Genomic DNA, 23,625 nt, shown 5'->3' with positions numbered 1-23,625 from the left:
AGGCGTCCTTGGCGCTGCGCATCAGATGCAGCCGGCCGTCGCCGCCCCGCACCGCGACGTTGCGGCCGTCGGCGGAGACCAGCACGTCCGGCTGCGGCACCGACACGGCCCAGACCGAGGCCACGACCAGCAGCGCGGCGCCCGACCAGCGCAGCGGCGTGCGCAACAGCCCGAGCAGAACGAGGCCGGCGCTTGCCAGGATCATCGGCCCGACCCCGAAAGCCGCCATCCGCCCGACCGCGCCGGGGAGCGCGGCGACCCATTGCGTCACCAGGATCATCCAGTCGATGCCGAACCCCATGATCGCCCAGAACACGCCGTCGAAGCCGAACGGCATGGTGAGCAGCCCGAGCAGGCCGGCCGGCATCACGACGGCCGACACCACCGGCATCGCCGCGAGGTTCGCGAGCAGCCCATAGGGCGTCACGCGATGGAAATGGAACGCGGCATAGGGCGTGGTCGCGAGCCCCGCCACCAGCGATGCCAGCATCAGCATCGTGAGCTCACGGCCGCCCCACAGCGCAAGGCGCGCAGTTGCCGAGTGATCCGGCGACGCCAGCAGGTTCGGCAGCCCGATCTGCACCAGCGCCACCAGCCCGAGCGTCGCCGCAAACGACATCTGGAAGCTCGGATGCACCAGCGCCTCCGGGGCGATCGCGAGCACGATCAGCGCCGCCACCGCCAGCGTGCGGAAGGTGATCGCGCGGCGATCGACGATCACGGCGATCAGCACCACGGCGGTCATGAAGAACGATCGCTGGGTCGCGACCTCCGCGCCCGACAGCAGCAGGTAGAACGCCGCCGCGACCAGCGCGGCCGCCGCCGCCCATTTCTTGATCGGGTGCCCCGCCGTCAGCGCCGGAAACAGCGCAAGCAGCGCGCGGATCGTGAAGAACACGACGCCGGCGACCACGGCCATATGGTATCCGGAGATCGACAGCACGTGGCCGAGCCCCGAGATGAACATCGCGTCGTTGACCGGCGTCGTGATCGCATCGCGCCGGCCGGTCAGCAGCGCCGTTGCAATCGCACGCTGATCGCCGTCAAGCGTGGTGCGGATCCGCGCGTCGATGGCATCGCGCAGCCACTGCATGAAGGCGGCATAGCGCAGCATGAGGCCGCCGCTCGCCGGCGGCTCCCTGGTCTTGACCGCGCCCATCGCGAAGCCGGATGCGCCGATACCCTGGAAATAGAGGTCGCGGCCGAAATCATAGGAGCCCGGACGCTGCGGTCCGAGCGGCGGCATCGGCCGGGCCTTCAATTCGACGAAGCTGCCGACATCCGGCGCGGTGCCCTTTTTCACCGAGAGCCTGACGCGCTCGAGTTTCGGCACCTCGCGCTGGCTTTCCATCGACACGACGCGCAGCACGAAGCGATCAGTCTTTTCCCTGACATCGCGCGTCTCGACGAAACCGGTCAGCGCGACGGAATATATCGGCCGCGCCAGCACGCCATGGGCGATCCGCGCGGTCTTCCATGTCGCCGTCGCAAAGCCCGCCGCGACCGCGGCCAGCATCACCACGGCGGCAAACCCCCGGTGCCGCCGCAGCAGCAACGCCAGCAGGCAGAGCGCGATCGCGACCGTGGCCGCGACGGACAACACCGGCTCGTGCTCAGCCGCGAAATAGAACGCAATCCCGGTGCCGAATGCCACCGGCACCCAAGGAAACAGCCGTCCGGCGCCCGCCTCCGCACGCGCCCATTGCCGCAATGTCTCGACGAGCGGCCGCCAGGTGCTGGCGCGCACCGGGATGTAGCCACCGACCGGCGCAGCCGCGCGCGGCGGCCAAGTCCCCGCGTAGCCGCGTCTGCCGCCCGGCGTCGTGCCCTGCTCCGCCATTCCGTTTGCGATCCCTGCCGGGCCACAAGGCTAGCGGAAGCCCCCGCCGGCCGCCTAGCGGAACGCAACCGGAACACGAAGCTATCCGGCAACACGAGCTGCGGCTGCCCCGGGTCCCGTGAAAGCGGGCCGCGGCTCGCGATTGCGGCGGCGCGCTGCACAATTTCGGAATATTAGAAGTTTATCCCTGAGTTGCCCAACGTGTCAAGCAGTCTTGTCGAACGCCGCCTTGCCGAACGCCGGCGGCCGGCTACTGTGCATGGGGTTGTTTTCGATATTTTGGCAGGCGCTAGATCAGCGGCGTCTGCGACGAGACGTGATGACAGGCGATCTTCCAGTCGCCGTCCTCGCGCGCGATCACCCAGGTGATCTTGACGGCCAGCGAGGGCGCATCACCGTCGACGAAGAACGAGGCGATCGCAGCCATGTTGACGAGATCGGGATTGACCCGGTCCGTCCTGAGATCGCTGAACTCCACGCGCGGGGCCGGCCAGCGCGGCAGGCCGTTGAAATAGGCTTTCACACCGTTCCGGCCGCGATACAGCGTCGGGTTCGAGCCGAAGAAGAAGGCGTGCTGCGAGTAGAGCGCAGCCAGCGCATCCGCATCGAGCTTGCCGAAACCGGCGGACCATCGCGCGATGATGGCGGAGGCGATCTCGTTGGCTTCATCTAGCATCGATCGCCTCCCTCCTTTGTCCGCGCCGGATTGCGCTAACCCTTGCCGACTTCCTTGGCGAAGGTGTCGCGCAGGCCGATGGTGCGGTTGAACACCAGCCGGTCCGGCGTCGAATCCGCATCGCGCACGAAATAGCCCTGCCGCTCGAACTGCATCGCCTCGGGCGAGTTGCTCTCGGCGATCGCAGGCTCGACCCGCGCATCGCTCAGCACTTCCAGCGACTGCGGATTGAGGTCGGCGGCGAAATCGGCCGCATTCGGGCTCGGGTTGGCGAACAGCTGATTGTAGATGCGGACCTCCGCCGGCTTCGACTGCGCCGCCGGCAACCAGTGCATCGTCGCCTTCACCTTGCGGCCATCGGGCGCGTTGCCGCCCTTGGTCGCGAGGTCGTACGTCGCGCGCAGCTCGACGATCTCGCCGGCGTCGTTCTTTACGACGCCGGTGCACTTGATGAAGTAGGCATAGCGCAGGCGCACCTCATTGCCGGGCGAGAGGCGGAAGAACTTCTTCGGCGGGTTCTCCATGAAGTCGTCGCGCTCGATATAGAGCTCGCGGCCGAAGGCGATCTTGCGGGTACCTGCTTCCGGATTGTCGGGATGGTTGATCGCCTCGATCTCTTCGACCTGCCCTTCCGGATAGTTCTCGATCACCACCTTGAGCGGCCGCAGCACCGCCATGCGGCGCAGCGACGTGCGGTTCAGCTCCTCGCGGATGCAGAACTCGAGCATGCCGACATCGACCACACTGTTGGCCTTGGCAACGCCGATGCGCTTGATGAACTCGCGCACAGCCGCCGGCGGCACACCGCGCCGCTTCAGGCCGGCGATGGTCGGCATCCGCGGGTCGTCCCAGCCCGAGACGTGCCCGTCGCGGACGAGCTGCGTCAGCACGCGCTTGGACAGCAGCGTGTAGGTCAGGTTCAGCCGCGCCATTTCGTACTGGCGCGGCTTCGAGGGCACCGGCAGCTTGTCGAGCAGCCACTCATAGAGCGGGCGGTGATCCTCGAACTCCAGCGTGCAGATCGAATGGGTGATGCCCTCGATGGCGTCCGACTGGCCGTGCGCGTAGTCGTAGCTCGGATAGATCGACCATTTGTCGCCGGTGCGCGGATGGTGGGCGTGCAGGATGCGATACAGCACGGGATCGCGCAGGTTGATGTTGCCGGCCGCCATGTCGATCTTGGCGCGCAGCACCCGGGCGCCATTCGAGAACTCACCGGCCTTCATGCGGCGGAACAGGTCGAGGTTCTCCTCGACCGAACGATCGCGGAACGGCGAGTTCTTGCCGGGCTCGGTCAACGTGCCGCGGGACATGCGGATCTCCTCCTGCGACTGATCGTCGACATAGGCGTAACCGGCCTTGATCAGGCCCTCCGCCCAATCGTACAGGCGCTCGAAATAGTCCGACGCATAGAAAAGGTTGTTGCCCCAATCGTAACCGAGCCAATGCACGTCGGCCTGGATCGAGTCGATGTACTCCTGCTCCTCCTTGGTCGGATTGGTGTCGTCGAAACGCAGGTTGCACTGCCCGCCGAACTCCTGGGCGATGCCAAAATTCAGGGCGATCGACTTGGCGTGGCCGATATGCAGGTAGCCGTTCGGCTCCGGCGGGAAGCGGGTCACGATCCGGTTGTGCTTATGGGAGGAGAGATCAGCCTGGACGATGTCGCGGATGAAGTCGCGCCCTGCCTCTGCCGTCGTGTCAGTCGTCATCAAAGGGTTCCCTGGAGGATTAAGCTCAACCTTCTGCCAAATTCGCGCCGTCCGGCCAAGTCTGGTTTCAGAGTCCCGTTTCAGAGCCTGGTTTGGTGGGCAAAAGGTCGGCCGGGGCTTTAGTTATGTCCGGTTCCTGATATACACCACCGCCCATTCCAGCATACGTCTCGCTCGATCATGACCAATTCCGTCGTTACCCGCTTCGCCCCCTCACCGACCGGCTTCCTCCATATCGGAGGCGCCCGCACCGCGCTGTTCAACTGGCTCTATGCTAGGAAGCTCGGCGGCAAGATGCTGCTCCGGATCGAGGACACCGACCGCGAACGCTCGACCAAGGCGGCGATCGACGCCATCCTGGACGGCCTGAAATGGCTCGAGCTCGATTGGGACGGCGACGTCATCTACCAGTTCAGCCGCGCCGCCCGCCATCGCGAGGTCGCCGAGGGCCTGCTCGCCGCTGGCCGCGCCTACTACTGCTACGCCACGCCGGAGGAGCTGGCCGCGATGCGCGAGAAGGCGCGCGCCGAGGGCCGCACCCGGCTCTATGACGGCATGTGGCGCGACCGCGATCCGGCCACCGCGCCTTCCGACGTCAAGCCGACCATCCGCCTCAAGGCGCCGCAGACCGGCGAGACCGTGATCGAGGATCAGGTCCAGGGCCGCGTGGTCTGGCAGAACGAGAACCTCGACGACCTCGTCCTGCTCCGCGGCGACGGCACCCCGACCTACATGCTCGCGGTCGTGGTCGACGATCACGATATGGGCGTCACCCACATCATCCGCGGCGACGACCATTTGATCAACGCGGCGCGCCAGAAGCAGATCTACGACGCGCTGGAGTGGGAGCTGCCGAGCATGTCCCACATCCCGCTGATCCATGGGCCCGACGGCTCGAAACTGTCGAAGCGCCACGGCGCGCTCGGCGTCGATGCCTATCGTGCGCTCGGCTATCTGCCGGCCGCCTTGCGCAACTATCTCGTCCGGCTCGGCTGGAGCCATGGCGACCAGGAGATCTTCTCGACCCAGGAGATGATCGATGCGTTCGATCTCTCCGGCATCGGCCGCTCGGCGGCGCGGTTCGATTTCGCCAAGCTGGAGAACCTCAACGGCCACTACATCCGGCAGAGCGACGATCAATCCCTCGTGACCCGGTTCGAGAGCGTGCTGGATTATGTTCCTGAAGGCGCTGCGCTGAAGGCCAAGCTCAACGACACCACCCGCGCGCAATTGCTGCGGGCGATGCCGAGCCTGAAGGAGCGCGCCAAGACGCTGATCGAGCTGATCGCCGGCGCCTACTTCATTTTTGCCGATCGGCCGCTCGAGCTCGATCCGAAGGCGGCCGCGCTCCTTACGCCGGAAACGCGCGCGTTGATCGGCCGGCTGCGCACCGCGCTGGAAGCCGTCAACGACTGGACGGCGGAAACCACCGAGACCGCCATGCGGAATTTCGCCGAGCAGAACAATCTGAAACTCGGCGCCGTTGCCCAGCCGCTGCGGGTGGCACTGACCGGACGGACAACGTCGCCGGGCATATTCGACGTGCTGGCCGTGCTAGGACGCCAGGAGTGTCTCGCCCGTCTCGCCGATCAGGCGGTGTGATCCTGCATGGACCCCCTCCAGGGTCCATCTTGCAGCGCACATTGCAATGAGCTACCCATCCCCGGACGCCTTCTCAATAAGCCGTTCCGCCCCGCCATGGGCCGCAAATTAGCGACTGGGCAAGGTCGGTTTTCGCAACGATTTCATCGGGGATCTCACGATGGACGCAAAATCCAGCAAGACAGCCACACTCACCATTGGCAACAAGAACTACGATTTCCCGATCCTGAGCGGCACGGTTGGGCCTGATGTCATCGACATCGGCAAGCTCTACGGCCAGGCCGGGGTGTTCACCTACGACCCCGGCTTCACCTCGACCGGCAGCTGCCAGTCGAAGATCACCTATATCGACGGCGACGCCGGTGTTCTGGAATACCGCGGCTACCCGATCGAGCAGCTCGCCGAGCACGGCGACTTCCTCGAGACCTGCTACCTGCTGCTCTACGGGGAGCTTCCGACCCCGGCGCAGAAGAAGGACTTCGACCATCGCGTGATCCATCACACGATGGTGCACGAGCAGATGGCGCGCTTCTTCCAGGGCTTCCGCCGCGACGCCCATCCGATGGCCATCATGGTCGCCGCCGTCGGCGCGCTCGCCGCGTTCTACCACGACTCGACCGACATCAACGATCCGCGCCAGCGCATGATCGCTTCGATGCGGATGATCGCCAAGGTCCCGACGCTGGCGGCGATGGCCTACAAGTACACGATCGGCCAGCCCTTCATCTATCCGAAGAACTCGCTCTCGTTCGCCGAGAACTTCCTCAACATGTGCTTCGCGGTCCCCTGCGAGGAGTACAAGATCAATCCGGTTCTCGCCGACGCACTCGACAAGATCTTCATCCTGCACGCCGACCACGAGCAGAACGCCTCGACCTCGACGGTCCGCATCGCCGGCTCCTCGGGTGCCAACCCGTTCGCCTGCATCGCTGCCGGCATCGCCTGCCTGTGGGGCCCGGCGCATGGTGGCGCCAACGAGGCCGCGCTCAACATGCTCTACGGCATCGGCAAGGTCGAAAACATTCCGGACTTCATCGCCAAGGTGAAGGACAAAAACAGCGAAGTGCGCCTGATGGGCTTCGGCCACCGGGTCTACAAGAACTACGATCCGCGCGCCAAGATCATGCAGAAGATGTGTCACGCGGTGCTGAAGGAGACCGGCCACGGCGACGATCCGATGCTCAAGGTCGCGATGGAGCTCGAGAAGATCGCGCTCAGCGATCCCTATTTCATCGATCGCAAACTCTACCCGAACGTCGACTTCTATTCGGGCATCACGCTGAAGGCGATGGGCTTCCCGGTCTCGATGTTCACCGTGCTGTTCGCGGTCGCTCGCACCGTCGGCTGGATCAGCCAGTGGAGCGAGATGATCGAGGATCCGCAGCAGAAGATCGGCCGTCCGCGCCAGCTCTACACCGGAGTCGCGCGCCGCGACTATGTGGCGATCGACAAGCGCAAGTAAGCTTGATCTCCGACAAGCTCGAGACGGCGCCATCATTCCTGATGGCGCCGCTTTCGTTTGCCACGTGCGACTTCAGTCGCGAGCGCATCGAGATGCGGCAGCCAGAATGCCCTGAACCGATCGAACCAGTCGTCGACCTCGCGCAGCCGCCGCAGCTCCACGGCATAGATACGGCGGGTGCCGTCGGCGGCATCGAATGGCTGTCCCGGCGGCGTGGCGAAGTACAGAGCGAGACCTATCAAAGCGAGGTCCCAGCCGACGCCGACCGCGCCAGGCCCGTAACGATCCCAGAAGTCACCTTCGACGATCTATAGGTGCTCAAGTTCGAGGCGAGTTCCGCTGGAGCCGTCGGCTGCCAGCGTCACGGTCACCCAACTGACCCCGCCGCCGAACACCAGGGAGCGAATGACTAGGCTGAACGCCGGCTCATTTCCGCAAGCACAATGTCGGCGGCGCGGACGCTCGGTGGCTGGTCGCCGGTCGACATCTTCCCATCCATCGTCGCGAACGCCACGAGCTGCCGGAGGCGGTCGGGTGAATCCGCGAGTACATCGCCCAGTGCGCGCGCGAGCCTGTCCGGCGTGCAGTTCTCCTGCAGGAACTCAGGGATGATATCGCTGCCGATCACGAGATTGGCGAGGATCACCGACGACACCCGGATCGCACGGCGCAGGATGAACGCCTCCGCGGCACCGACACGATAGGCCGTCACCATCGGAATCCCTGATAGCGCGAGCTCCAGCGTCACCGTGCCCGACTTTGCGAGCGCCGCGCGGGCCACGCGGAACGCGGCGCGCTTCTCGATCTCGCCGATCGCAAGCCGCGGCGCGACGGACCACGACGCGACGCCTTCGCGTACCATGGCCTCGAGATGCGGCATGGTGGGAAGCACAAGCTCGAACGGGGTTTGCTTGTTGAGTTGGCCGAGCGCTGCGCCGAACAGCGCCAGATGATGCCTGATCTCGCTGCGCCGGCTTCCAGGCAAGACCAGCAGCACCGGCGGCTGGGCGTCGCGCCGCTTCTGCTCCTCCTCGTTCGGCCGCAGTGAAGCGAGCTGTTCGGTCAGGGGATGGCCGACATAGCTGCACGGCGGTCCCTCGAGCTTGCGATATTCCTCAGGCTCGAACGGCAGCAGCGCCAGCACGTGATCGACGTAGCTTCGCATCGCGCGAGCCCTGCCCGGCCGCCAGGCCCAGACCGACGGCGACACGTAGTCGACGATGGGAATGTCCGGGTTGCGGGCGCGGACGCGGCGGGCGACGCGATGGGTGAAGTCGGGGCTGTCGATGATGACGAGCATGTCGGGCGCAGCATCGAGCACGGCATCGGCCGTGCGCCGGATCAACCGCAATATCTTCGGCAATTGCTTCACTACGGCGGCAAGGCCCATGATCGAGAGCTCCTCGATCGGAAACAAGGGATCGATGCCCTCGCCCGTCATCTGCCGGCCGCCGACGCCGGAAAATCGCACGGCATCGCCGAGGCGCTGGCGCAGCACCTTCATCAGTGCCGCGCCAAGACGGTCACCGGACTCCTCGGTCGCGATGAGGAAGATCTTGCGGCCGCCAGTGGGACTGCGCGCCTGCATCAGCCAGCCAGTCCGATGACAAACAGCCCCTTGGCATCGGCGGCCTCGATCAGGGCCTGCGGCTCGGCGGCGAGCGTGTTGCCGGCGATCACGGCGATCCCGGCGATGCCCGCCGCAGCCGCGCCCTCGACCGTGCGTGGACCGACGGTCGGCAGATCGAAGCGCAGATCCTGCTTGCTCTTCGGCGCCTTCACCAGCACGCCGCGGCCGGCCTTGGCGCGGATGCGGCCCTCGGCGCGCAGCCGCGCCACCCGCGCGAGCAGCCCATCGGTGCCTTCGATGTCTTCGACCGCAACCACGTGACCGTCGATCACCACCGCCGCTTGGCCAATGTCGAATGGTCCAAGCGCATCGAGCACGCCGCGTCCGCGCGCGATGTCGGCGAGCGCGGCGCTGTCCGGCGTCGCACGCGTCACGGTGCCCTCAGGCATCAGGAGGTCGGGTGCGACGTCCTTGATACCGACCATGCGAAATCCCTGCTGCTCGAGGATGTGGCCGACGCTCGAGAGCAGATGATCGTCGCCACCACGAAACGCGCGCACGACATGGCCGAGCAAACGCAGCGTGCCCCAGTCGAGCCGGATCTCCGACAACGCAGGACGCACCAGGGTGCCAATGAAGATCAGGTCGCGGCAGCCTTCGTCGCGGAACAGCCGGGTGGCGCGGCCGAGCTGGCCGACCGAGATCCAGCGATGACGAAACCGCTGCGCGCGCGCTGGATCGCAGGCACCGCGCAGCGCAAACAGCACCGGCGTGATGCCGCGCGCGGTGAGCTGATCGGCGACCGCGAACGGCATGGCGCCGCCGCCGGCGATCACGCCGACCGGCGAGGAAAGCGAGGAAGCCGCTGACGTCATGCTGGCGGCCATCCCATGCTCAGTTGCTATCGGCGGGAAGACAGAGCGGCCGCAGCTTGCCGCCATCGATGAAGGCGAGGATTTCCGCGATCGCAGGATCCTCACCCGCCAGCGACTGCACCGAAGCCAGCCGCTCGGCAAAGATGCCGGGGCCGTGGAACAATTTTTGATAGAACGCCCGCACCGTCGCCAGCCGCGCCTTGGTGAACTGGCGCCGCCGCATGCCGATGATGTTGAGCCCTTCGAGCACTGCGTATTGACCGTTGGCCAGTCCGAACGGGATGATGTCGCCGCGCACGCCGCAGACGCCACCGATCATCACTTGCGAGCCGACGCGGGTGAACTGGTGCACGGCCGACAGGCCGCCGATATAGACGGAGTCGCCGATCTCGCAGTGGCCGCCGAGCGTCGCCGATGTCGCGAAAATCACGCCGTTGCCGACCACGCAGTCATGGCCGACATGGCTGTTGTTCATGAAGAAACCGCGATCGCCGACGCGGGTGAGCCCGCCGCCCTTCATCGTGCCGACATTCATCGTCACGCCTTCGCGGATCGTACAGGCTTCGCCGACTTCGAGACGGGTCGGCTCTCCGCGATAGCTGAGATCCTGCGGCGGCCCGCCGAGTGCGGCAAACGGCGAGATGACGCAGCCGGCGCCGATTTTCGTATGCCCGCTGACGGTAACATGCGCGATCAGCTTGCAGTTCTCGCCGAGCACGACGTTCGGGCCGATGATGCAGTACGGACCGATCTCGGTGCCGGCCCCGATCACAGCGCCATCGGCAATCCGCGCAGTGGGGTCGATCATGCTCATGTCGTTACGGTCCGGAATTCGTTAGTCGCGCCAAGATGGTATCAGTCGATTTGAGCGGTCGTTAGCGCGACTTTGCCTGTCCTGTCCAGTGACGTATCATGACCGCCTGTCGCAAACGAGAAGGTCGCAACCGATCCATGGTCAGGGCCGCCGCACTGATCCTCAGCCTGCTCTGCGCGCCGATCGGACCGGAGACCGTCGATCTCGGCAACAGCACGAGCGTCGATCTCACCACCTTCGACTGCCGCGACATCAACCGCAGCACGATCATCCAGCGGGTCTGCTACAGCGCAAGCGAGCGCACGCTGCTGGTCGCGGTCAGAGCCAGCTACCTGCACTATTGCGGCGTGCCCATGGAGACCTACGATGCGCTGATGATCGCACCATCGATGGCCGTCTTCCTCAATCGCGTCCTGCGCATCGCCGGCGCGGACGGCCGATACACCTGCCGAACGTCCTGACGATCGTCAATCCGTCAGCATCGCACCGACATCGGCCTCGGCGACGACCTGGCCGTTGACCCTGGCGTCGCCATGAAACCACCACATCGTCTTGCGGCGGCCGAGCGAGCGCATGTGGTACTCGATGGTGTCGCCGGGCATCACCGGCTTCCTGAACTTGCACTTGTCGATGGTGAGAAAATACACGGCGCGCGGCTTCTGGGTGCCCTCGACCGACTTGATGCCGATCACGCCGGCGGTCTGCGCCATCGCTTCGATCATCATCACGCCGGGGTAGACCGGACGATCCGGGAAGTGTCCCTGAAACGGCGGCTCATTGAAGGTGACGTTCTTGATGCCGATGCCGCTGTAGTCGGTGCGGATCTTGATCACGCGGTCGATCAGCAACATCGGAAAGCGATGCGGGAGCGTCTTCAGGATATCGTTGATATCCACGAGCTCGAATTTGACCGGTGCCTCCTCCATCACTCCTGTTCCTTGCCTTTGGCTTCGTTGTCGCGCACCAGGCGCTCCACCGCGATAATTTCCCTGAACCACTGCTTGGTCGGTTTGGCGAAATGCCCGCCCCAGCGACCATTGGCCGGAATGTCGTCCTTGACCGCGCTCATCGCCGTCACCTGGGCGCCGTCGCCGATCTTGAGGTGGTTATTGATGCCCACCTTGGCGCCGAGCGCGACGTTGTCGCCGACCGTCAGACTGCCGGCGAGCCCGATCTGGGCCGCAAGCAGGCAGTGCCGGCCGATGATCACATTGTGGCCGATCTGGACCTGGTTGTCGATTTTGGTGCCCTCGCCGATCACGGTGTCGCGCAGGGAACCGCGGTCGATGGTCGAAGCGGCGCCGACCTCGACATTGTTCTGGATCACCACGCGGCCGGTCTGCGGCACTTTCACATGGCCCTTTGGCCCGAAGAAGATGAAGCCGTAGCCGTCCTGGCCGATATTGCAGCCAGGGTGGATCAGCACGTTGTTGCCGATCAACGCGAACTGAATGGTGGTCTTGGCACCGACATTGCAGTCGCGACCGATCTTGACGTCGGCGCCGATCACCGCGCCGCCGCCAATGATGGTGCCGGCGCCGATCTCGACCCGCGGGCCGATCACGACCAGCGGATCGACGATGACGCCGTCCTCGAGGCGCGCGGTGGGATCGATGATCGCCGACGGGGCGATACCCTCGGTCCCGAACCATGATTGCGGCCGCAGTGCATCGGCGTGCCACTCGCGGGCGAGCTCGACGAACACCTGGAACGGCTTTGCAGCGCGCAGCACGGCGGTGCCCTTCGGCACCTGCGCCTCGAAACGCGGGCTGACCAGGCAGGCGCCGGCCTTGGTCGCGGCCAGCTGGTCGGCGTATTTGAGATTGTCGAAAAAGGCGAGATGCATCGGGCCGGCCTCGTCGAGCGAGGCCAGCCCCCTGATCTGAAGCGCCCCCCTCTCGGGGTCGACCAGTTGCGCCTTCGTCAGCGCGGCGATTTCAGCCAGCGATGACGAAGGAGGACTCTTGAAGAAGATCGGCTGCGCCATTCCATCCGTCGCAGTCCGGTCGAGCAGCGGGGTTAGAAAGTCGTACCGCCGCCAAACCGGAATTCTTGCACGCGGTCATACGCACCCTTGGTCAGCGGCACGGCGTAGTCGAAGCGCAGCGGACCAAACGGCGACTGCCAGATCAGACCAACGCCGACCGAGGTACGGACAACCTTGCTGTCGTCATAGCTCAGACCCAGGCAGGTACCCGGAGACGGCGGGTTGTTCGTCGGCCTGATACAGCCGGGCTGGTTGACTTCGCCCGTCGCCGCCCACGACGTCGGTCCCTGGTAGTCGTACAAGCCGCCGGCGTCGGCATAGACCGCACCCTTGAGCCCGACTTCCTTCGGCAGGAACCAGAACGGCATCTGCAGTTCCGCCGACACGCCCCAGTACTTGGTGCCACCGATGGCGTCCATGGTGCCGTACGGGTTGATGTCACGCGGACCGATGCCGTTCGGCGCGAAGCCGCGGACCAGGTTCGGGCCCATCTGGAAGTGATCCAGCATGCGCAGATCCTGGCTGCCGAGCTTGTTCAGGATGCCGCCCTGGGCGTGGATCACGCCGACGATGTCCGAAACCAGCGGGGTGTAGTACTTCGCGTCGATCGCGCTCTTGATGTAGCTGACGTCGCCGCCGACGCCGGCGAAGTCCTGCTTGAAGTCGATGATCAGACCGTCGGTCGGGTTCTTGTTGTTGTCGAGCGTGTTGTAGTTGAGCGTGTAGCCCAGCGCCGAGGTCAGGGTCTTGCCGCCCGCCAACTCCTTGCGGACCGGCAGCGAGGCTTCGCCGTCGCTGTAACAGCCGAGACCATTGGTCGACACCAGGCTGATGCCGTTCAGGTTCGCATAAGCCGGGCTCGGATTGAACGCAGGATTGGGCGTTACACCGTCAGCCAGGAAGGGATTGTTGTTACAGTTGTTGAGCGTCGACGGCAGGGTGATTTCCTGCTGATAGATCGAGTAGCGCAACTGCAGCGACAGATCTTCCCGCAGGCTGAAGCCGAGACGCGGGCTGAAGCCGAGCGTCTTGGTGCCGTAGGCGATGTAGCTGTTGGAGAGCTGCTGGCGCTGGTACAAATCGAGGCCGAGCGCCACGCGGTAGTCGAGCAGATACGGCTCGACGAACGACAGCGAGTAGCCGCGGGCATACTGGCCGTAGGTCACCGACGCCTTCGCGAACAGGCCGCGGCCGAGCAGGTTCCGCTCGGAGACGCTGACTTCAGCCAACGCGCCGTCGGTGGTCGAATAGCCGCCCGACACCGAGAAGTCGCCGGTCGACTTCTCTTCGAGATCGACGATCAGGATGACGCGATCGCTGGAGGATCCGGGCTCGGTGGTGATCTTCACGGTCTTGAAGAAATCGAGGTTCTTCAACCGGCGCTCGGCACGGTCGACCAGCGCACGGTTGTAGGCATCGCCTTCCGAGATATCGAATTCGCGGCGGATCACGTAATCCCGCGTGCGGCTGTTGCCGCGGATGTTGATGCGCTCGATATAGGTGCGCGGACCTTCATCGATCGCGAAGGTGATCGCCACCGTGTGGTTGTCGAAATTGCGATCGCCGCGCGGCCGGACCACCGCGAACGCGTAGCCGCGGCGCGACGCCTCGATCTGCATCTCCTCGACCGACTTCTCCAGCGCCTCGGCATTGTAGAGCGAGCCGACGTTGACGCGCGAGAAGGAACGCAGCGCGTTCGGATCGAGCGTTGCGATCGACGACGTATAATTGACGGCCGCGACACGGTACTGCTGGCCCTCTTCGATCTTGAAGGTAACCAGGAAGCCCTTCTTGTCGGGATCGTATTCGGTCAGCGCGGCCACGACCTGAACGTCGGCATAGCCGTTCTTGAGGTAGAAGCGGCGCAGCAGGTCACGGTCGGCCTCGACCCGATCAGGATCGTAGACGTCGTTGCCGCCAAGGAAGCTCAGCAGGTTCGATTCGCGGGTCTTGATGACGTCGCGCAGGCGCGACGCCGAATAAGCGTTATTGCCTATGAATTCGATCGACCGCACGCCGGTCTTCACGCCTTCATTGACCTCGAAGATCAGGTCGACACGGTTGTTCGGCTGCTCGATGATCTGCGGATTCACCCGCACGTCGTAGCGGCCCGAACGGCGGTAGATCTCGGCGATGCGCAGGGCATCCGACTGCACCATCGGACGCGAGAAGGTGCCGCGAGGCTTGGACTGGACTTCGGCAGTGAGCTGCTCGTCCTTGACCTTCTTGTTGCCTTCGAAGGCAACGCGGCCAATCACCGGGTTCTCGACCACGACCACGACGAGGCGCCCGCCCCGCTGATCGATATGCACGTCCTGGAACAGGCCCGTCTCGATCAGCGCCTTCAGACCGTCATCGATCTGGGCCTGGCCCAGCCGACCGCCCGGTCCGGGATGGAAATAGGAGCGGATGGTTTCAAGCTCGACGCGGCGATTCCCCTCCACCGTGATCGAATCGACGGTCTGCGCTTGCGCAGGCGCAGAGACAGCAACGGCCGCCAAAGTGGCCGCCACCGGCGCGGCGAACATGACCAAGGCGGCGAACAGCCCCCCCCTCACTCGCATTCCAAACATCATGCGCAACGCGCCCTTATCTTTAGCAATGCCGGACCGTTCCCCAACGACCCGACAGATTCCCAACCTGCCGCTCAGCTTGTAGCCAACTTTGCCGAGGGGGCAAACTTGCTAGAGCTGAACATTTCCATTTTCGTTCCAAGACGTTGCCCATTGGCAACGCCACAGAAAAGCCCCGTTTCAGGACCCTGCGATTCTGAGGATGTCGTTATACGTCGCAAACACCATCAGCATCAGAACCAAACCAAGCCCGATTCGGAAACCCACCTCCTGCGTCCGCTCTGAAAGCGGGCGTCCACGAAGCGCCTCCGCGCCGTAGAACAGCAGGTGTCCACCATCCAGAAGCGGGATCGGGAACAAATTCAACAGCCCGATCGAGACCGAAAGGATGGCGCAGAGGTTGACGACGAACTGGAACCCGGCGCTCGCGGCCTGGCCCGACAGCTTCGCGATTCCGATCACCCCGCTCACCTCGGCCGGATTGCCGGTTCCGACGAACAGCGAGCCCAGGAACTTGAACGTGCTCGAAATAATATACCAAACCTGCTCGACACCGATCTTCATGGCTTCAAAGACGCCGACCGGGGCGCTGGATGCTTCGCCGACCTGAGCCTTGTGCTCGATTCCGAGCACGCCGATTCGGTGGGCATTGCCGAAGGGGTCCTTGACCTCCTTCAGCGCCGGCGTCGCCTTCAGCGCGACGATCGCGCCGTCTCGTTTCACTTTGAAACCAAGCTCTGAACCAGCATTCGAAGCTACGATCCGCTGCATGTCGGCGAAGCTCTGGATCGCGCTGCCGTCGATATCAACCACGACATCACCGACCTTAAAGCCCGCGCTCGCAGCGGCGCTCTCGGCAACCAGGCCGTCGACCCGGGCGATGGTGCTGGGCTTGCCGTAATAGAGCGCCATCCCGGCGAAGATCAGGGCGCCGAGAATGAAGTTCGCCACCGGACCGGCCGCGACGATGGCGGTGCGCTTGCCGACCGACTTGTGATGGAAGCTGCCTTCGCGCTCCTCCGCCGTCATGGCGGCGAGCGTCTCCGTCGATGGCGTCGACGCCTCGCTGTCGTCGCCGAAGAACTTGACGTAACCGCCGAGTGGAATCGCCGAAATCTTCCAGCGTGTGCCATGCCGGTCGTTGAAGCCGGCAAGCTCCGGCCCGAACCCCAGCGAGAATGTCAGCACCTTCACGCCGGCCCAGCGCGCGACCAGGAAATGGCCGAGCTCGTGAAAGAAAACGACGATGGTCAGGACGAAGAGAAAGGGAACGATATAGCCGAGGAGCCCATGGCTCAACGCATTGACACTATGAAGAAAATACTCGGGCATCGAACTCCCCTCGACAAGAGCGATCAAGCTCCGTCCCCAACCCTCTAGGTTGCCTTTAAGGCAATTTGAGGCAATAGGGCGGCGGCTTTATTTCGCGCGATATGGTCAACGGAAATCGCATCATCCGCCGAGCGCAGTGGTGGCTGATTCCCCGACCTGATCCAATCGTTCATCGTCGCCTCGACCAGCCGGGCGATCGCGCCGAACTTAATCTTGCCGGCAATAAACGCGGCGACCGCGATCTCGTTCGCTGCGTTGTAGACCGTCGTCGCGCCGTGGCCGCGCCGCAGCGCCTCATAGGCGAGCCGCAGTCCCGGGAAGCGCTGGAAGTCCGGCGCCTCGAAGGTGAGCTGTCCGATTTTTGCGAGATCGAGCTTGGCTGACGGGCCGACGACGCGGTCGGGCCAGCCGAGGCAGTGCGCGATCGGAATCCGCATGTCGGGCGTGCCGAGCTGGGCGACCACCGAGCGGTCGGAGAACTCGACCATGCCATGGATGATCGACTGCGGATGCACCAGCACGTCGATCTCGTCGGGCGCCAGGGCGAACAGGTAGGATGCCTCGATCACCTCGAGGCCCTTGTTCATCATTGAGGCGGAATCGATCGTGATCTTCTGCCCCATGCTCCAGTTGGGATGCTTCAGCGCCTGTTCCAGCGTCGCCTGCTCGATGTCGGCGGGAGCCCAGGTGCGGAACGGCCCGCCGGACGCAGTGATGATCACCCGCGTCAGCTCCTCGCGATTGCCTGATGCCAGCGCCTGGAACAGCGCATTATGTTCGGAATCGGCCGGCAGGATGCAGGCGCCGGCCTTCTTGGCCCGTTCCATGAAGATGTCACCGGCACAGACCAGGCATTCCTTGTTGGCGAGTGCGACGGTCGCGCCGCGGTCGACGGCGGCAAGTGCCGGCTTCAATCCGGCCGCGCCGCTGACCGCCGCCATCACCCAGTCCGCCGGCCGCGCGGCGGCCTCGATGATGGCGCCCTCCCCGGCCCCGCATTCGATCCGGGTTCCAGCCAGCGCGTCCTTCAGTTCGGAAAGCTTCGCCGGATCGGCGATGGCGGCGAACCGCGCGCCGAACTCCTTGGCGAGCTTGGCGAGGCCCTCGACATTGCTGTTCGCGGTCAGCGCCTCGACCCGGTAGCGGTCGCGCGCACCACGCAACAGATCCATCGTGCTGTCGCCGATCGAGCCGGTGGCACCAAGGACGGTCACGGTCCGTACGGCCGATGCCGCCACGGCCTTGTTGTTACGCAACGGAACTGCGCTCATCTCATCACCAAACCATAAGACCGCGTCCGACGCCATCGGCGCCACCACGGAGAAAGCCGAAAATCGCCGCCATAATGACGGCCGCGACAAATCCGTCCAGGCGATCCAAGAGGCCGCCATGGCCGGGAATGATGTGGCTCGAATCCTTCACCCCGAACCGCCGCTTCACAGCGGATTCGAAGAGATCGCCGAGTTGCGAGACCACCGACAACACGGCTCCGAGCATCAGCAGCGGGCCCGTCGTGCCGATCTCGAAGGCGGCAAAGCAGGCAGCAACCAACAAGCTCGCGACGAAACCGCCGGCCGCGCCGGCCCATGTCTTCTTCGGGCTGACCCGCACCCAAAGCTTCGGCCCGCCGATGCTGCGGCCCGCGAAATAGCCGCCGATATCGGTGACCCACACGATCAGCAACACGAACATCAGCGCGGCAAAGCCCTTCGCCGTATCGAGACGCAGCAGCACCGACGCGATCTCGGCGGCCGCAGCATAGAGCAATCCCGCAATCGCCCATCCCGCAGAAGCCCAGTTGCGCTGCAGACCCGCGGCCAACGCCACGACAAACACGCCGACGACGAGCACACGCAGGGCCGCATCGAGATGGCCGGACATCAGGTAATATCCGGAGATCAGCAATGCGGTCACACCAAGCCCGGCGACGCTAGATTGGCGCCCGAGCCCGGTGACCATGAGCCATTCCACGAACAATCCGACCGCCGCCAGCGTCACCAATGCTGACCAGGCGATGCCCCCAATAAAGGCCACTGCGATCGCGATCGGCGCCAGCACCAGCGCGGCCGCCACGCGCATCGCGAGGTTGCGCGAGCCCTGCTCGCTTGAAGCCGGCGGCTGCTCGCTTGCTGCCGCCGATGCGGCTTCGCGCTCGCTCACGAGCCGGTTTTCGCGGCGAGGCCGCCGAACCGGCGCTCACGCTTGCCGTATTCCGCGATCGCGCCTTCGAGCGCCGCCTTGTCGAAATCCGGCCAGTGGATCGGCACGAACACGAGCTCGCTATAGGCGGCCTGCCACATCAGGAAGTTCGACAGCCGCTGCTCGCCGCTGGTGCGGATGATCAAATCCGGATCCGGAATGTCGGGCGCATCGAGATATTGCCCGAGCGTATCGGCATCAATGGAATTGGCGTCGCGCTTGCCCTCGGCGACCTCGCGCGCAAGGCGCCGCGCGGCGGCAGCGATCTCCGCCCGAGAGCCGTAATTGAAGGCGACCACAAGGTTGAGCTTGACGTTATTCCGCGTCAGCTCCTCGGCCTCGTTCAGCAGCGCGCAGATATCGGGGTCGAGCCCGGCGCGCTCGCCGATCACGCGCACCCGCACGCCGTCACGGTGCAGCGTCGCCAGATCGTTGCGGATGAAGCGGCGCAGCAGGCCGAACAGATCGCCGATCTCGCTGGCCGGCCGCGACCAGTTTTCCGAGCTGAACGAAAAGATCGTGAGATAGACGATGCCGAGTTCATGGGCCGCACGCACCACGCGGCGCAGCGCCTCGACACCGCGGCGATGGCCCTCGACGCGCGGCAGGCCGCGCGAGGCGGCCCAGCGCCCGTTGCCGTCCATGATAACAGCCACGTGCAACGGAGTGCCGGAGCGATCCGGTCCGTCAGTTGCTGCAGCGGCGGCATTCGACATCGGCTCGTTCCCGTAGGCCTTCAGACCGTCAGGATTTCCTTTTCCTTGGCGGCAAGCAGCTGATCGACTTCGGCGATCACGCCGTCGGTCGCCTTCTGCACCTCGTTCGACAGGCGCTCCTGATCGTCCTCGGAAATCTCGTGATTCTTCTCGAGCTTCTTGATCACGTCGAGGCCGTCGCGGCGCACGTGGCGTACCGCGACCTTCGCCGCTTCCGCGTATTTGTGCGCGACCTTGACCAGTTCCTTGCGACGCTCCTCGTTGAGTTCGGGAATCCGCAAGCGCAGCACCTGCCCCTCGGTTGCCGGCGAAAGGCCGAGGTTGGAGTCGACGATCGCCTTCTCCACGGCCTTCACCATCGTCTTGTCCCAGACCTGCACCGAGAGCAGGCGCGGCTCGGGCACGCTGATGGTCGCAACCTGGTTGAGCGGCATATGCGAGCCGTAAGCCTCGACCTGGACCGGCTCCAGCATGGAGGCCGCAGCACGGCCGGTACGCAGACCGCCGAGCTCGTGCTTGAGCGCTTGTGTGGCGCCCTGCATGCGGCGCTTCACGTCGTTGATGTCAAAACCAGCTGCGGCCATGACGCTTCTCCCTTCACTAGAAACCGGCTGTCGACGCCCTCGGGTCCAAAGTCTGGACCCGGAGGCGCCGCAATCAGCCGGCGACGACCGTGCCGTGTCCGGATCCACGCAGAATCGCACCGATCGAACCGGGCTCCGCGATTGAGAACACGATGATAGGCAGCGACGTCTCGCGGGCAAGTGCGAAAGCGGTCGCGTCCATGACCTTGTAGCCGCCCTCGATCGCCTGCGAATGGGTCAGGCGGTCAAAGCGCTTGGCTTTGGGGTCCTTCTTCGGATCGGCGCTGTAGACGCCGTCGACATTGGTGGCTTTCAGCACCGCCTCTGCGCCGATCTCGGCCGCGCGCAGCACGGCGGTGGTATCGGTGGTGAAGAACGGGTTGCCGGTTCCACCGCCGAGCAGGACGACGCGTCCCTCGGCGAGATATTTGTGCGCTGCACTACGCGTGAACAGCTCGGAGATCTCCGGCATCACGAACGCCGACAAGGTCCGTGCCGCCGTCCCCTTGCGCTCGATCGCTGCCTCGAGCGCAAGGCAGTTCATCATGGTGGCCAGCATGCCCATGGTGTCGCCGGTCGGCCGGGACACGCCGCGCGAGGATACCTCGACGCCGCGAACGATGTTGCCGCCGCCGATCACGACCGCGACCTCGACGCCGAGCTTGCGAGCCGAGATCAGGTCGTCGGCGACGCGGTCGACGGTCGGTTGGTCGATACCGAACCCGTGGGAGCCGGCCAGATATTCGCCGGACAGCTTGATCACCACGCGACGATAGATCGGCTCAGCCATGATGCGATCGCTTTCTCATCCCGCGCAGGCAGGCCTCCGGCGCGTGCGCCGGACGCCTTGGTGTCAGCGGTTACTTCTTGCCGCTGGCGGCCGCGACTTCGGCGGCGAAGTCGCTTTCCTGCTTCTCGATTCCCTCACCGAGAGCATAGTTCACAAAGCCAGCGATTTTGATCGGCCCGCCGACCTTACCCTCAGCTTCCTTCACCGCCTGGGCAACCGACTTGCCGCTATCGTGGATGAAGGCCTGATCGAGCAGGCAGACTTCCTTGTAGTAGGTCTTCAGGCCGGAATCGACGATCTTCTCGATGACGTTCTCCGGCTTGCCCTGCTGGCGGTACTTGTCGGCCAGCACGTCCTTCTCGCGCTTGACCGTCTCCGGATCGAGCCCGGCCGGATCGAGCGCCAGCGGCTTTGCCGCCGCGACGTGCATGGCGAGCTGACGGCCGAGCACGGCGAGCTCGTCGGTCTTGCCGGCAGACTCCAGCGCCACGATGACGCCGATCTTGCCGGCGCCTTCGACGACGGCGTTATGGACGTAGCTCGACACCACACCCTTGCTCACCTCGAGCGAGGCGGCGCGGCGCAGCGTCATGTTCTCGCCAATGGTCGCGATCGCGTCGGAGATCGCAGTCTCGACGGTAGCGTCGCCGACCTTGGACGCCTTGATGGTCTCGACATCGGCGCCGTGCTTGAGCGCGACCTGGGCGATCATCTTGACCAGACCCTGGAACTGCTCGTTGCGCGCGACGAAGTCGGTCTCGGAGTTGACCTCGACCAGCACACCCTTGGTGCCGGAGGTCAGCGCGCCGATCAGGCCCTCGGCCGCCACGCGGCCGGCCTTCTTGGCGGCCTTGGAGAGACCCTTCTTGCGCAGCCAATCCTGCGCCTCCTGCATGTCGCCGTTGTTCTCGGTCAGCGCCGCCTTGCAATCCATCATGCCCGCGCCGGTCGACTCGCGGAGCTCCTTGACCATCGCTGCTGTGATCGTTGCCATCGTTCAATGTCCTTCTTGCCTGTACAGAAACCGCGGCGCCCGATGGCGCCGCCGTCTGCAACAGGGAAATCGTTGTTCGTGGAATAGAAGCGGCGGCCGGGCGAGACCCGGCCACGCCGCGTAACTTTTATTCCGCTTCGGCGAGCGTCTTGGCCTGGGCGACCCAGGCGTCCGCACGGCTCGGCAGACCGACTTCTTCGCCGATCTTGTGCGCGGTGTCGTGGTCGAGCTCGGCGAGCTGCCAGTAGTGGAAGATGCCGAGATCGTTGAGCTTCTTCTCGATCGCACCGGACACGCCGGTGAGCTTCTTGAGGTTGTCGGCGGTGCCGCGCGGACCAGCAAGGCCCTGGAAGCCGGACGGCGCAGCCGCCGGGAGCTCTTCCTGCACGGGCGCAGCCGACGCACCGATGTCGATTCCGGAATCGCCCTGCGCGCGCGAGATGCCGTCAATGGCGGCGCGCGCCACGAGGTCGCAGTACAGCGAGATCGCGCGGCCAGCGTCGTCATTGCCCGGCACCACATAGGTGATGCCCTTGGGGTCCGAATTGGTGTCGACGATCGCAGCGACCGGGATGTTGAGCCGCTGGGCTTCCTGGATCGCGATGTCTTCCTTGTTGGTGTCGATCACGAAGATCATGTCGGGAAGACCGCCCATGTCCTTGATGCCGCCGAGCGACCGGTCGAGCTTGTCGCGCTCGCGCTGCAGCGTCAGCCGCTCCTTCTTGGTGTAGGAGTTGGCTTCGCCCGACGACAGCACGTCGTCGAGATGACGCAGGCGCTTGATCGAGGCCGAGATCGTCTTCCAGTTGGTCAGCGTGCCGCCGAGCCAGCGCGAATTGACGAAGTACTGCGCCGAACGCTTGGCCGCATCGGCAACGCCGTCCTGGGCCGAGCGCTTGGTGCCGACGAACAGGATGCGGCCGCCCTTGGCGACGGTATCGCTGACCGCCTGCAGGGCGCGATGCAGCATCGGCACGGTCTGCGCGAGGTCGATGATGTGGATGTTGTTGCGGGCGCCGAAGATGTAATCCTGCATCTTCGGGTTCCAGCGGTGGGCCTGGTGGCCAAAGTGAACGCCAGCTTCCAAAAGCTGACGCATGTTGAATTCGGGCAGCGACATAGATCTAATTCTCCGGTTGGTTCCTCCGGAAACGTGTGAGCAACGCGCCTGAATGGCCCGGTTGCCACCGGACGGCCTTTGAGAGCCATGTTTCCGTGTGAGATGGCGCGCTATATAGCGCGATTTGCGCCAGAAGCAAGGAAATACGGCCGGCTAGGCCGGCCAGATGGGTCTAAATCGCGCCGAAACAGCCCCTATTCGGCCAGCCGCAGCTCCGCGATCGTGGTCCGGGCCGCGGAATCCTCCAAGGGCAAGAAATCGAGCGGCCCGGGATTCTTGTAGCCGGAGGTGATGGCGGTGCTTAGGGCCAAGCCCAACAATCCCGTATTCGCCGACGAAGCCAGGATGGCGCTCTTTCGCTCGCTCATCCGAACCAGGTAGAATTGGGTCTGGCCCGCCTGGATCGCGAAGGCCCGTTCTGTCACGCCTGGAAAGCCGGCCTCGTTCGCCGTCAGCTGGCCGGCCGGACGATCGACATAGACGTAGGTCCCGGTTTTGAGGCCCTGGACAGGCACGCCGTCAAGCTGGAACTCAAAGGCCCTGTCGGCGATGTTGGCGAAGTCCTTCTCCCGGAGCATCACGACGCGCCCGTGTCCCGCCTTTGGCGGGCCTACCTTCTGCGTCATTGCCGCATAGTCGAGCCCATTCCTCTGCGTCGTTTCACAACCGCACAACAGCACGGCCGCGACCAACAGCACCATTCCCCGCCAGAACATTGCGCCCCTCAAACCAGCCCGGCACCACACTAAGCCGATACACGTTTGGGTTGCAATGTCGTA

Annotated in this window: 22 protein-coding genes; 4 read left to right on the top strand and 18 right to left on the bottom strand. The window is 64.7% G+C overall.

Annotation, left to right across the window (positions count from 1 at the left end):
• From ACVISU_RS41060 to ACVISU_RS41050, 3 genes are all read right to left on the bottom strand, one after another.
• Positions 1-1,840: ComEC/Rec2 family competence protein (locus ACVISU_RS41060; RefSeq protein ID WP_456710732.1), on the bottom strand; the 1,840-nt coding region annotated here is incomplete at its 3' end.
• A gap of 289 nt (positions 1,841-2,129) precedes the next feature.
• On the bottom strand, positions 2,130-2,516 hold the full coding sequence (locus tag ACVISU_RS41055) for a YybH family protein (protein ID WP_456710731.1): 387 nt from the start codon (positions 2,514-2,516) through the stop codon (positions 2,130-2,132).
• 35 nt (positions 2,517-2,551) lie between these two features.
• Entirely contained in the window at positions 2,552-4,228 is a 1,677-nt protein-coding gene (locus ACVISU_RS41050) for a glutamine--tRNA ligase/YqeY domain fusion protein (RefSeq protein ID WP_456710730.1), read from the bottom strand.
• A gap of 180 nt (positions 4,229-4,408) precedes the next feature.
• Here ACVISU_RS41050 and gltX point away from each other — a divergent pair, with 180 nt between their 5' ends.
• From gltX to ACVISU_RS41035, 3 genes are all read left to right on the top strand, one after another.
• On the top strand, positions 4,409-5,830 hold the full coding sequence (gltX, locus tag ACVISU_RS41045) for a glutamate--tRNA ligase (RefSeq protein WP_050402437.1): 1,422 nt from the start codon (positions 4,409-4,411) through the stop codon (positions 5,828-5,830).
• Positions 5,831-5,990: 160 nt separating this feature from the next.
• The gene (gene gltA / locus ACVISU_RS41040) at positions 5,991-7,292 is read left to right on the top strand and encodes a citrate synthase (RefSeq protein ID WP_456710729.1); all 1,302 of its coding nucleotides are present in this window, start codon (positions 5,991-5,993) and stop codon (positions 7,290-7,292) included.
• A 2-nt stretch (positions 7,293-7,294) separates the two neighbouring features.
• Positions 7,295-7,606 (top strand): hypothetical protein, encoded by a 312-nt coding sequence (locus ACVISU_RS41035; protein WP_456710728.1) that lies wholly within the window; start codon positions 7,295-7,297, stop codon positions 7,604-7,606.
• Between the two features lie 95 nt (positions 7,607-7,701).
• Here ACVISU_RS41035 and lpxB read toward each other — a convergent pair whose 3' ends face one another.
• The 3 genes from lpxB to lpxA are packed head-to-tail and all read right to left on the bottom strand — an operon-like array spanning position 7,702 to position 10,551.
• A complete protein-coding gene (lpxB, locus tag ACVISU_RS41030) occupies positions 7,702-8,880 on the bottom strand; it encodes a lipid-A-disaccharide synthase (protein WP_456710727.1) in 1,179 nt (392 codons plus the stop codon).
• A complete protein-coding gene (locus tag ACVISU_RS41025) occupies positions 8,880-9,737 on the bottom strand; it encodes an LpxI family protein (protein WP_050402501.1) in 858 nt (285 codons plus the stop codon). Before ACVISU_RS41025 ends, lpxB begins: the two co-directional genes overlap by 1 nt.
• A gap of 19 nt (positions 9,738-9,756) precedes the next feature.
• Complete coding sequence (gene lpxA / locus ACVISU_RS41020; protein WP_456710726.1) at positions 9,757-10,551, bottom strand: acyl-ACP--UDP-N-acetylglucosamine O-acyltransferase; 795 nt, start codon at positions 10,549-10,551, stop codon at positions 9,757-9,759.
• A 137-nt stretch (positions 10,552-10,688) separates the two neighbouring features.
• Here lpxA and ACVISU_RS41015 point away from each other — a divergent pair, with 137 nt between their 5' ends.
• Positions 10,689-11,012 carry a KTSC domain-containing protein gene (locus ACVISU_RS41015; protein WP_456710725.1) on the top strand — a complete coding sequence of 108 codons (324 nt, stop codon included), beginning with the start codon at positions 10,689-10,691 and terminating at the stop codon, positions 11,010-11,012.
• A 6-nt stretch (positions 11,013-11,018) separates the two neighbouring features.
• Here the strand turns inward: ACVISU_RS41015 and fabZ are convergent, their stop codons facing one another.
• The 12 genes from fabZ to ACVISU_RS40955 all read right to left on the bottom strand — a co-directional run bounded on the left by fabZ (position 11,019) and on the right by ACVISU_RS40955 (position 23,562).
• Positions 11,019-11,477, bottom strand: coding sequence for a 3-hydroxyacyl-ACP dehydratase FabZ (gene fabZ, locus ACVISU_RS41010; RefSeq protein ID WP_456710724.1), 459 nt, complete (start codon positions 11,475-11,477; stop codon positions 11,019-11,021).
• Positions 11,477-12,538, bottom strand: a complete 1,062-nt coding sequence (gene lpxD / locus ACVISU_RS41005; protein WP_456710723.1) for a UDP-3-O-(3-hydroxymyristoyl)glucosamine N-acyltransferase — start codon at positions 12,536-12,538, stop codon at positions 11,477-11,479. Before lpxD ends, fabZ begins: the two co-directional genes overlap by 1 nt.
• Before the next feature lie 32 nt (positions 12,539-12,570).
• Entirely contained in the window at positions 12,571-15,114 is a 2,544-nt protein-coding gene (gene bamA, locus ACVISU_RS41000; protein WP_456710722.1) for an outer membrane protein assembly factor BamA, read from the bottom strand.
• 177 nt (positions 15,115-15,291) lie between these two features.
• Positions 15,292-16,443 (bottom strand): RIP metalloprotease RseP, encoded by a 1,152-nt coding sequence (gene rseP, locus ACVISU_RS40995; RefSeq protein ID WP_456710721.1) that lies wholly within the window; start codon positions 16,441-16,443, stop codon positions 15,292-15,294.
• Positions 16,444-16,487: 44 nt separating this feature from the next.
• Positions 16,488-17,714, bottom strand: a complete 1,227-nt coding sequence (gene dxr / locus ACVISU_RS40990; protein WP_456710720.1) for a 1-deoxy-D-xylulose-5-phosphate reductoisomerase — start codon at positions 17,712-17,714, stop codon at positions 16,488-16,490.
• A 4-nt stretch (positions 17,715-17,718) separates the two neighbouring features.
• The gene (locus ACVISU_RS40985; protein WP_456710719.1) at positions 17,719-18,603 is read right to left on the bottom strand and encodes a phosphatidate cytidylyltransferase; all 885 of its coding nucleotides are present in this window, start codon (positions 18,601-18,603) and stop codon (positions 17,719-17,721) included.
• Positions 18,600-19,358, bottom strand: coding sequence for an isoprenyl transferase (locus ACVISU_RS40980; RefSeq protein ID WP_456710718.1), 759 nt, complete (start codon positions 19,356-19,358; stop codon positions 18,600-18,602). Before ACVISU_RS40980 ends, ACVISU_RS40985 begins: the two co-directional genes overlap by 4 nt.
• A gap of 20 nt (positions 19,359-19,378) precedes the next feature.
• Entirely contained in the window at positions 19,379-19,942 is a 564-nt protein-coding gene (gene frr / locus ACVISU_RS40975) for a ribosome recycling factor (protein WP_050402425.1), read from the bottom strand.
• Positions 19,943-20,015: 73 nt separating this feature from the next.
• The gene (gene pyrH / locus ACVISU_RS40970) at positions 20,016-20,732 is read right to left on the bottom strand and encodes a UMP kinase (RefSeq protein WP_456710717.1); all 717 of its coding nucleotides are present in this window, start codon (positions 20,730-20,732) and stop codon (positions 20,016-20,018) included.
• 70 nt (positions 20,733-20,802) lie between these two features.
• Positions 20,803-21,726 carry a translation elongation factor Ts gene (tsf, locus tag ACVISU_RS40965; RefSeq protein ID WP_456710716.1) on the bottom strand — a complete coding sequence of 308 codons (924 nt, stop codon included), beginning with the start codon at positions 21,724-21,726 and terminating at the stop codon, positions 20,803-20,805.
• A 127-nt stretch (positions 21,727-21,853) separates the two neighbouring features.
• Positions 21,854-22,846 (bottom strand): 30S ribosomal protein S2, encoded by a 993-nt coding sequence (locus ACVISU_RS40960; protein ID WP_050402422.1) that lies wholly within the window; start codon positions 22,844-22,846, stop codon positions 21,854-21,856.
• 194 nt (positions 22,847-23,040) lie between these two features.
• A complete protein-coding gene (locus ACVISU_RS40955) occupies positions 23,041-23,562 on the bottom strand; it encodes a hypothetical protein (RefSeq protein WP_456710715.1) in 522 nt (173 codons plus the stop codon).
• Between the last annotated feature and the right edge of the window lie 63 nt (positions 23,563-23,625).

Source organism: Bradyrhizobium sp. USDA 4452, from assembly GCF_054063575.1.
This window is presented reverse-complemented; position numbering and strand designations above follow the sequence as displayed.

Excerpts from the sequence above, each read along its gene's own strand:
- ACVISU_RS40980 (WP_456710718.1), bottom strand. The coding sequence starts at position 19,358 with ATGTCGAATGCCGCCGCTGCAGCAACTGACGGACCGGATCGCTCCGGC.
- fabZ (WP_456710724.1), bottom strand. The coding sequence starts at position 11,477 with ATGGAGGAGGCACCGGTCAAATTCGAGCTCGTGGATATCAACGATATC.
- tsf (WP_456710716.1), bottom strand. The coding sequence starts at position 21,726 with ATGGCAACGATCACAGCAGCGATGGTCAAGGAGCTCCGCGAGTCGACC.
- ACVISU_RS40955 (WP_456710715.1), bottom strand. The coding sequence starts at position 23,562 with ATGTTCTGGCGGGGAATGGTGCTGTTGGTCGCGGCCGTGCTGTTGTGC.
- ACVISU_RS41015 (WP_456710725.1), top strand. The coding sequence starts at position 10,689 with ATGGTCAGGGCCGCCGCACTGATCCTCAGCCTGCTCTGCGCGCCGATC.
- gltA (WP_456710729.1), top strand. The coding sequence starts at position 5,991 with ATGGACGCAAAATCCAGCAAGACAGCCACACTCACCATTGGCAACAAG.
- lpxA (WP_456710726.1), bottom strand. The coding sequence starts at position 10,551 with ATGAGCATGATCGACCCCACTGCGCGGATTGCCGATGGCGCTGTGATC.
- ACVISU_RS40960 (WP_050402422.1), bottom strand. The coding sequence starts at position 22,846 with ATGTCGCTGCCCGAATTCAACATGCGTCAGCTTTTGGAAGCTGGCGTT.
- dxr (WP_456710720.1), bottom strand. The coding sequence starts at position 17,714 with ATGAGCGCAGTTCCGTTGCGTAACAACAAGGCCGTGGCGGCATCGGCC.
- pyrH (WP_456710717.1), bottom strand. The coding sequence starts at position 20,732 with ATGGCTGAGCCGATCTATCGTCGCGTGGTGATCAAGCTGTCCGGCGAA.
- ACVISU_RS41055 (WP_456710731.1), bottom strand. The coding sequence starts at position 2,516 with ATGCTAGATGAAGCCAACGAGATCGCCTCCGCCATCATCGCGCGATGG.
- gltX (WP_050402437.1), top strand. The coding sequence starts at position 4,409 with ATGACCAATTCCGTCGTTACCCGCTTCGCCCCCTCACCGACCGGCTTC.
- rseP (WP_456710721.1), bottom strand. The coding sequence starts at position 16,443 with ATGCCCGAGTATTTTCTTCATAGTGTCAATGCGTTGAGCCATGGGCTC.
- lpxD (WP_456710723.1), bottom strand. The coding sequence starts at position 12,538 with ATGGCGCAGCCGATCTTCTTCAAGAGTCCTCCTTCGTCATCGCTGGCT.
- ACVISU_RS41025 (WP_050402501.1), bottom strand. The coding sequence starts at position 9,737 with ATGACGTCAGCGGCTTCCTCGCTTTCCTCGCCGGTCGGCGTGATCGCC.
- bamA (WP_456710722.1), bottom strand. The coding sequence starts at position 15,114 with ATGATGTTTGGAATGCGAGTGAGGGGGGGGCTGTTCGCCGCCTTGGTC.
- ACVISU_RS41050 (WP_456710730.1), bottom strand. The coding sequence starts at position 4,228 with ATGACGACTGACACGACGGCAGAGGCAGGGCGCGACTTCATCCGCGAC.
- lpxB (WP_456710727.1), bottom strand. The coding sequence starts at position 8,880 with ATGCAGGCGCGCAGTCCCACTGGCGGCCGCAAGATCTTCCTCATCGCG.
- frr (WP_050402425.1), bottom strand. The coding sequence starts at position 19,942 with ATGGCCGCAGCTGGTTTTGACATCAACGACGTGAAGCGCCGCATGCAG.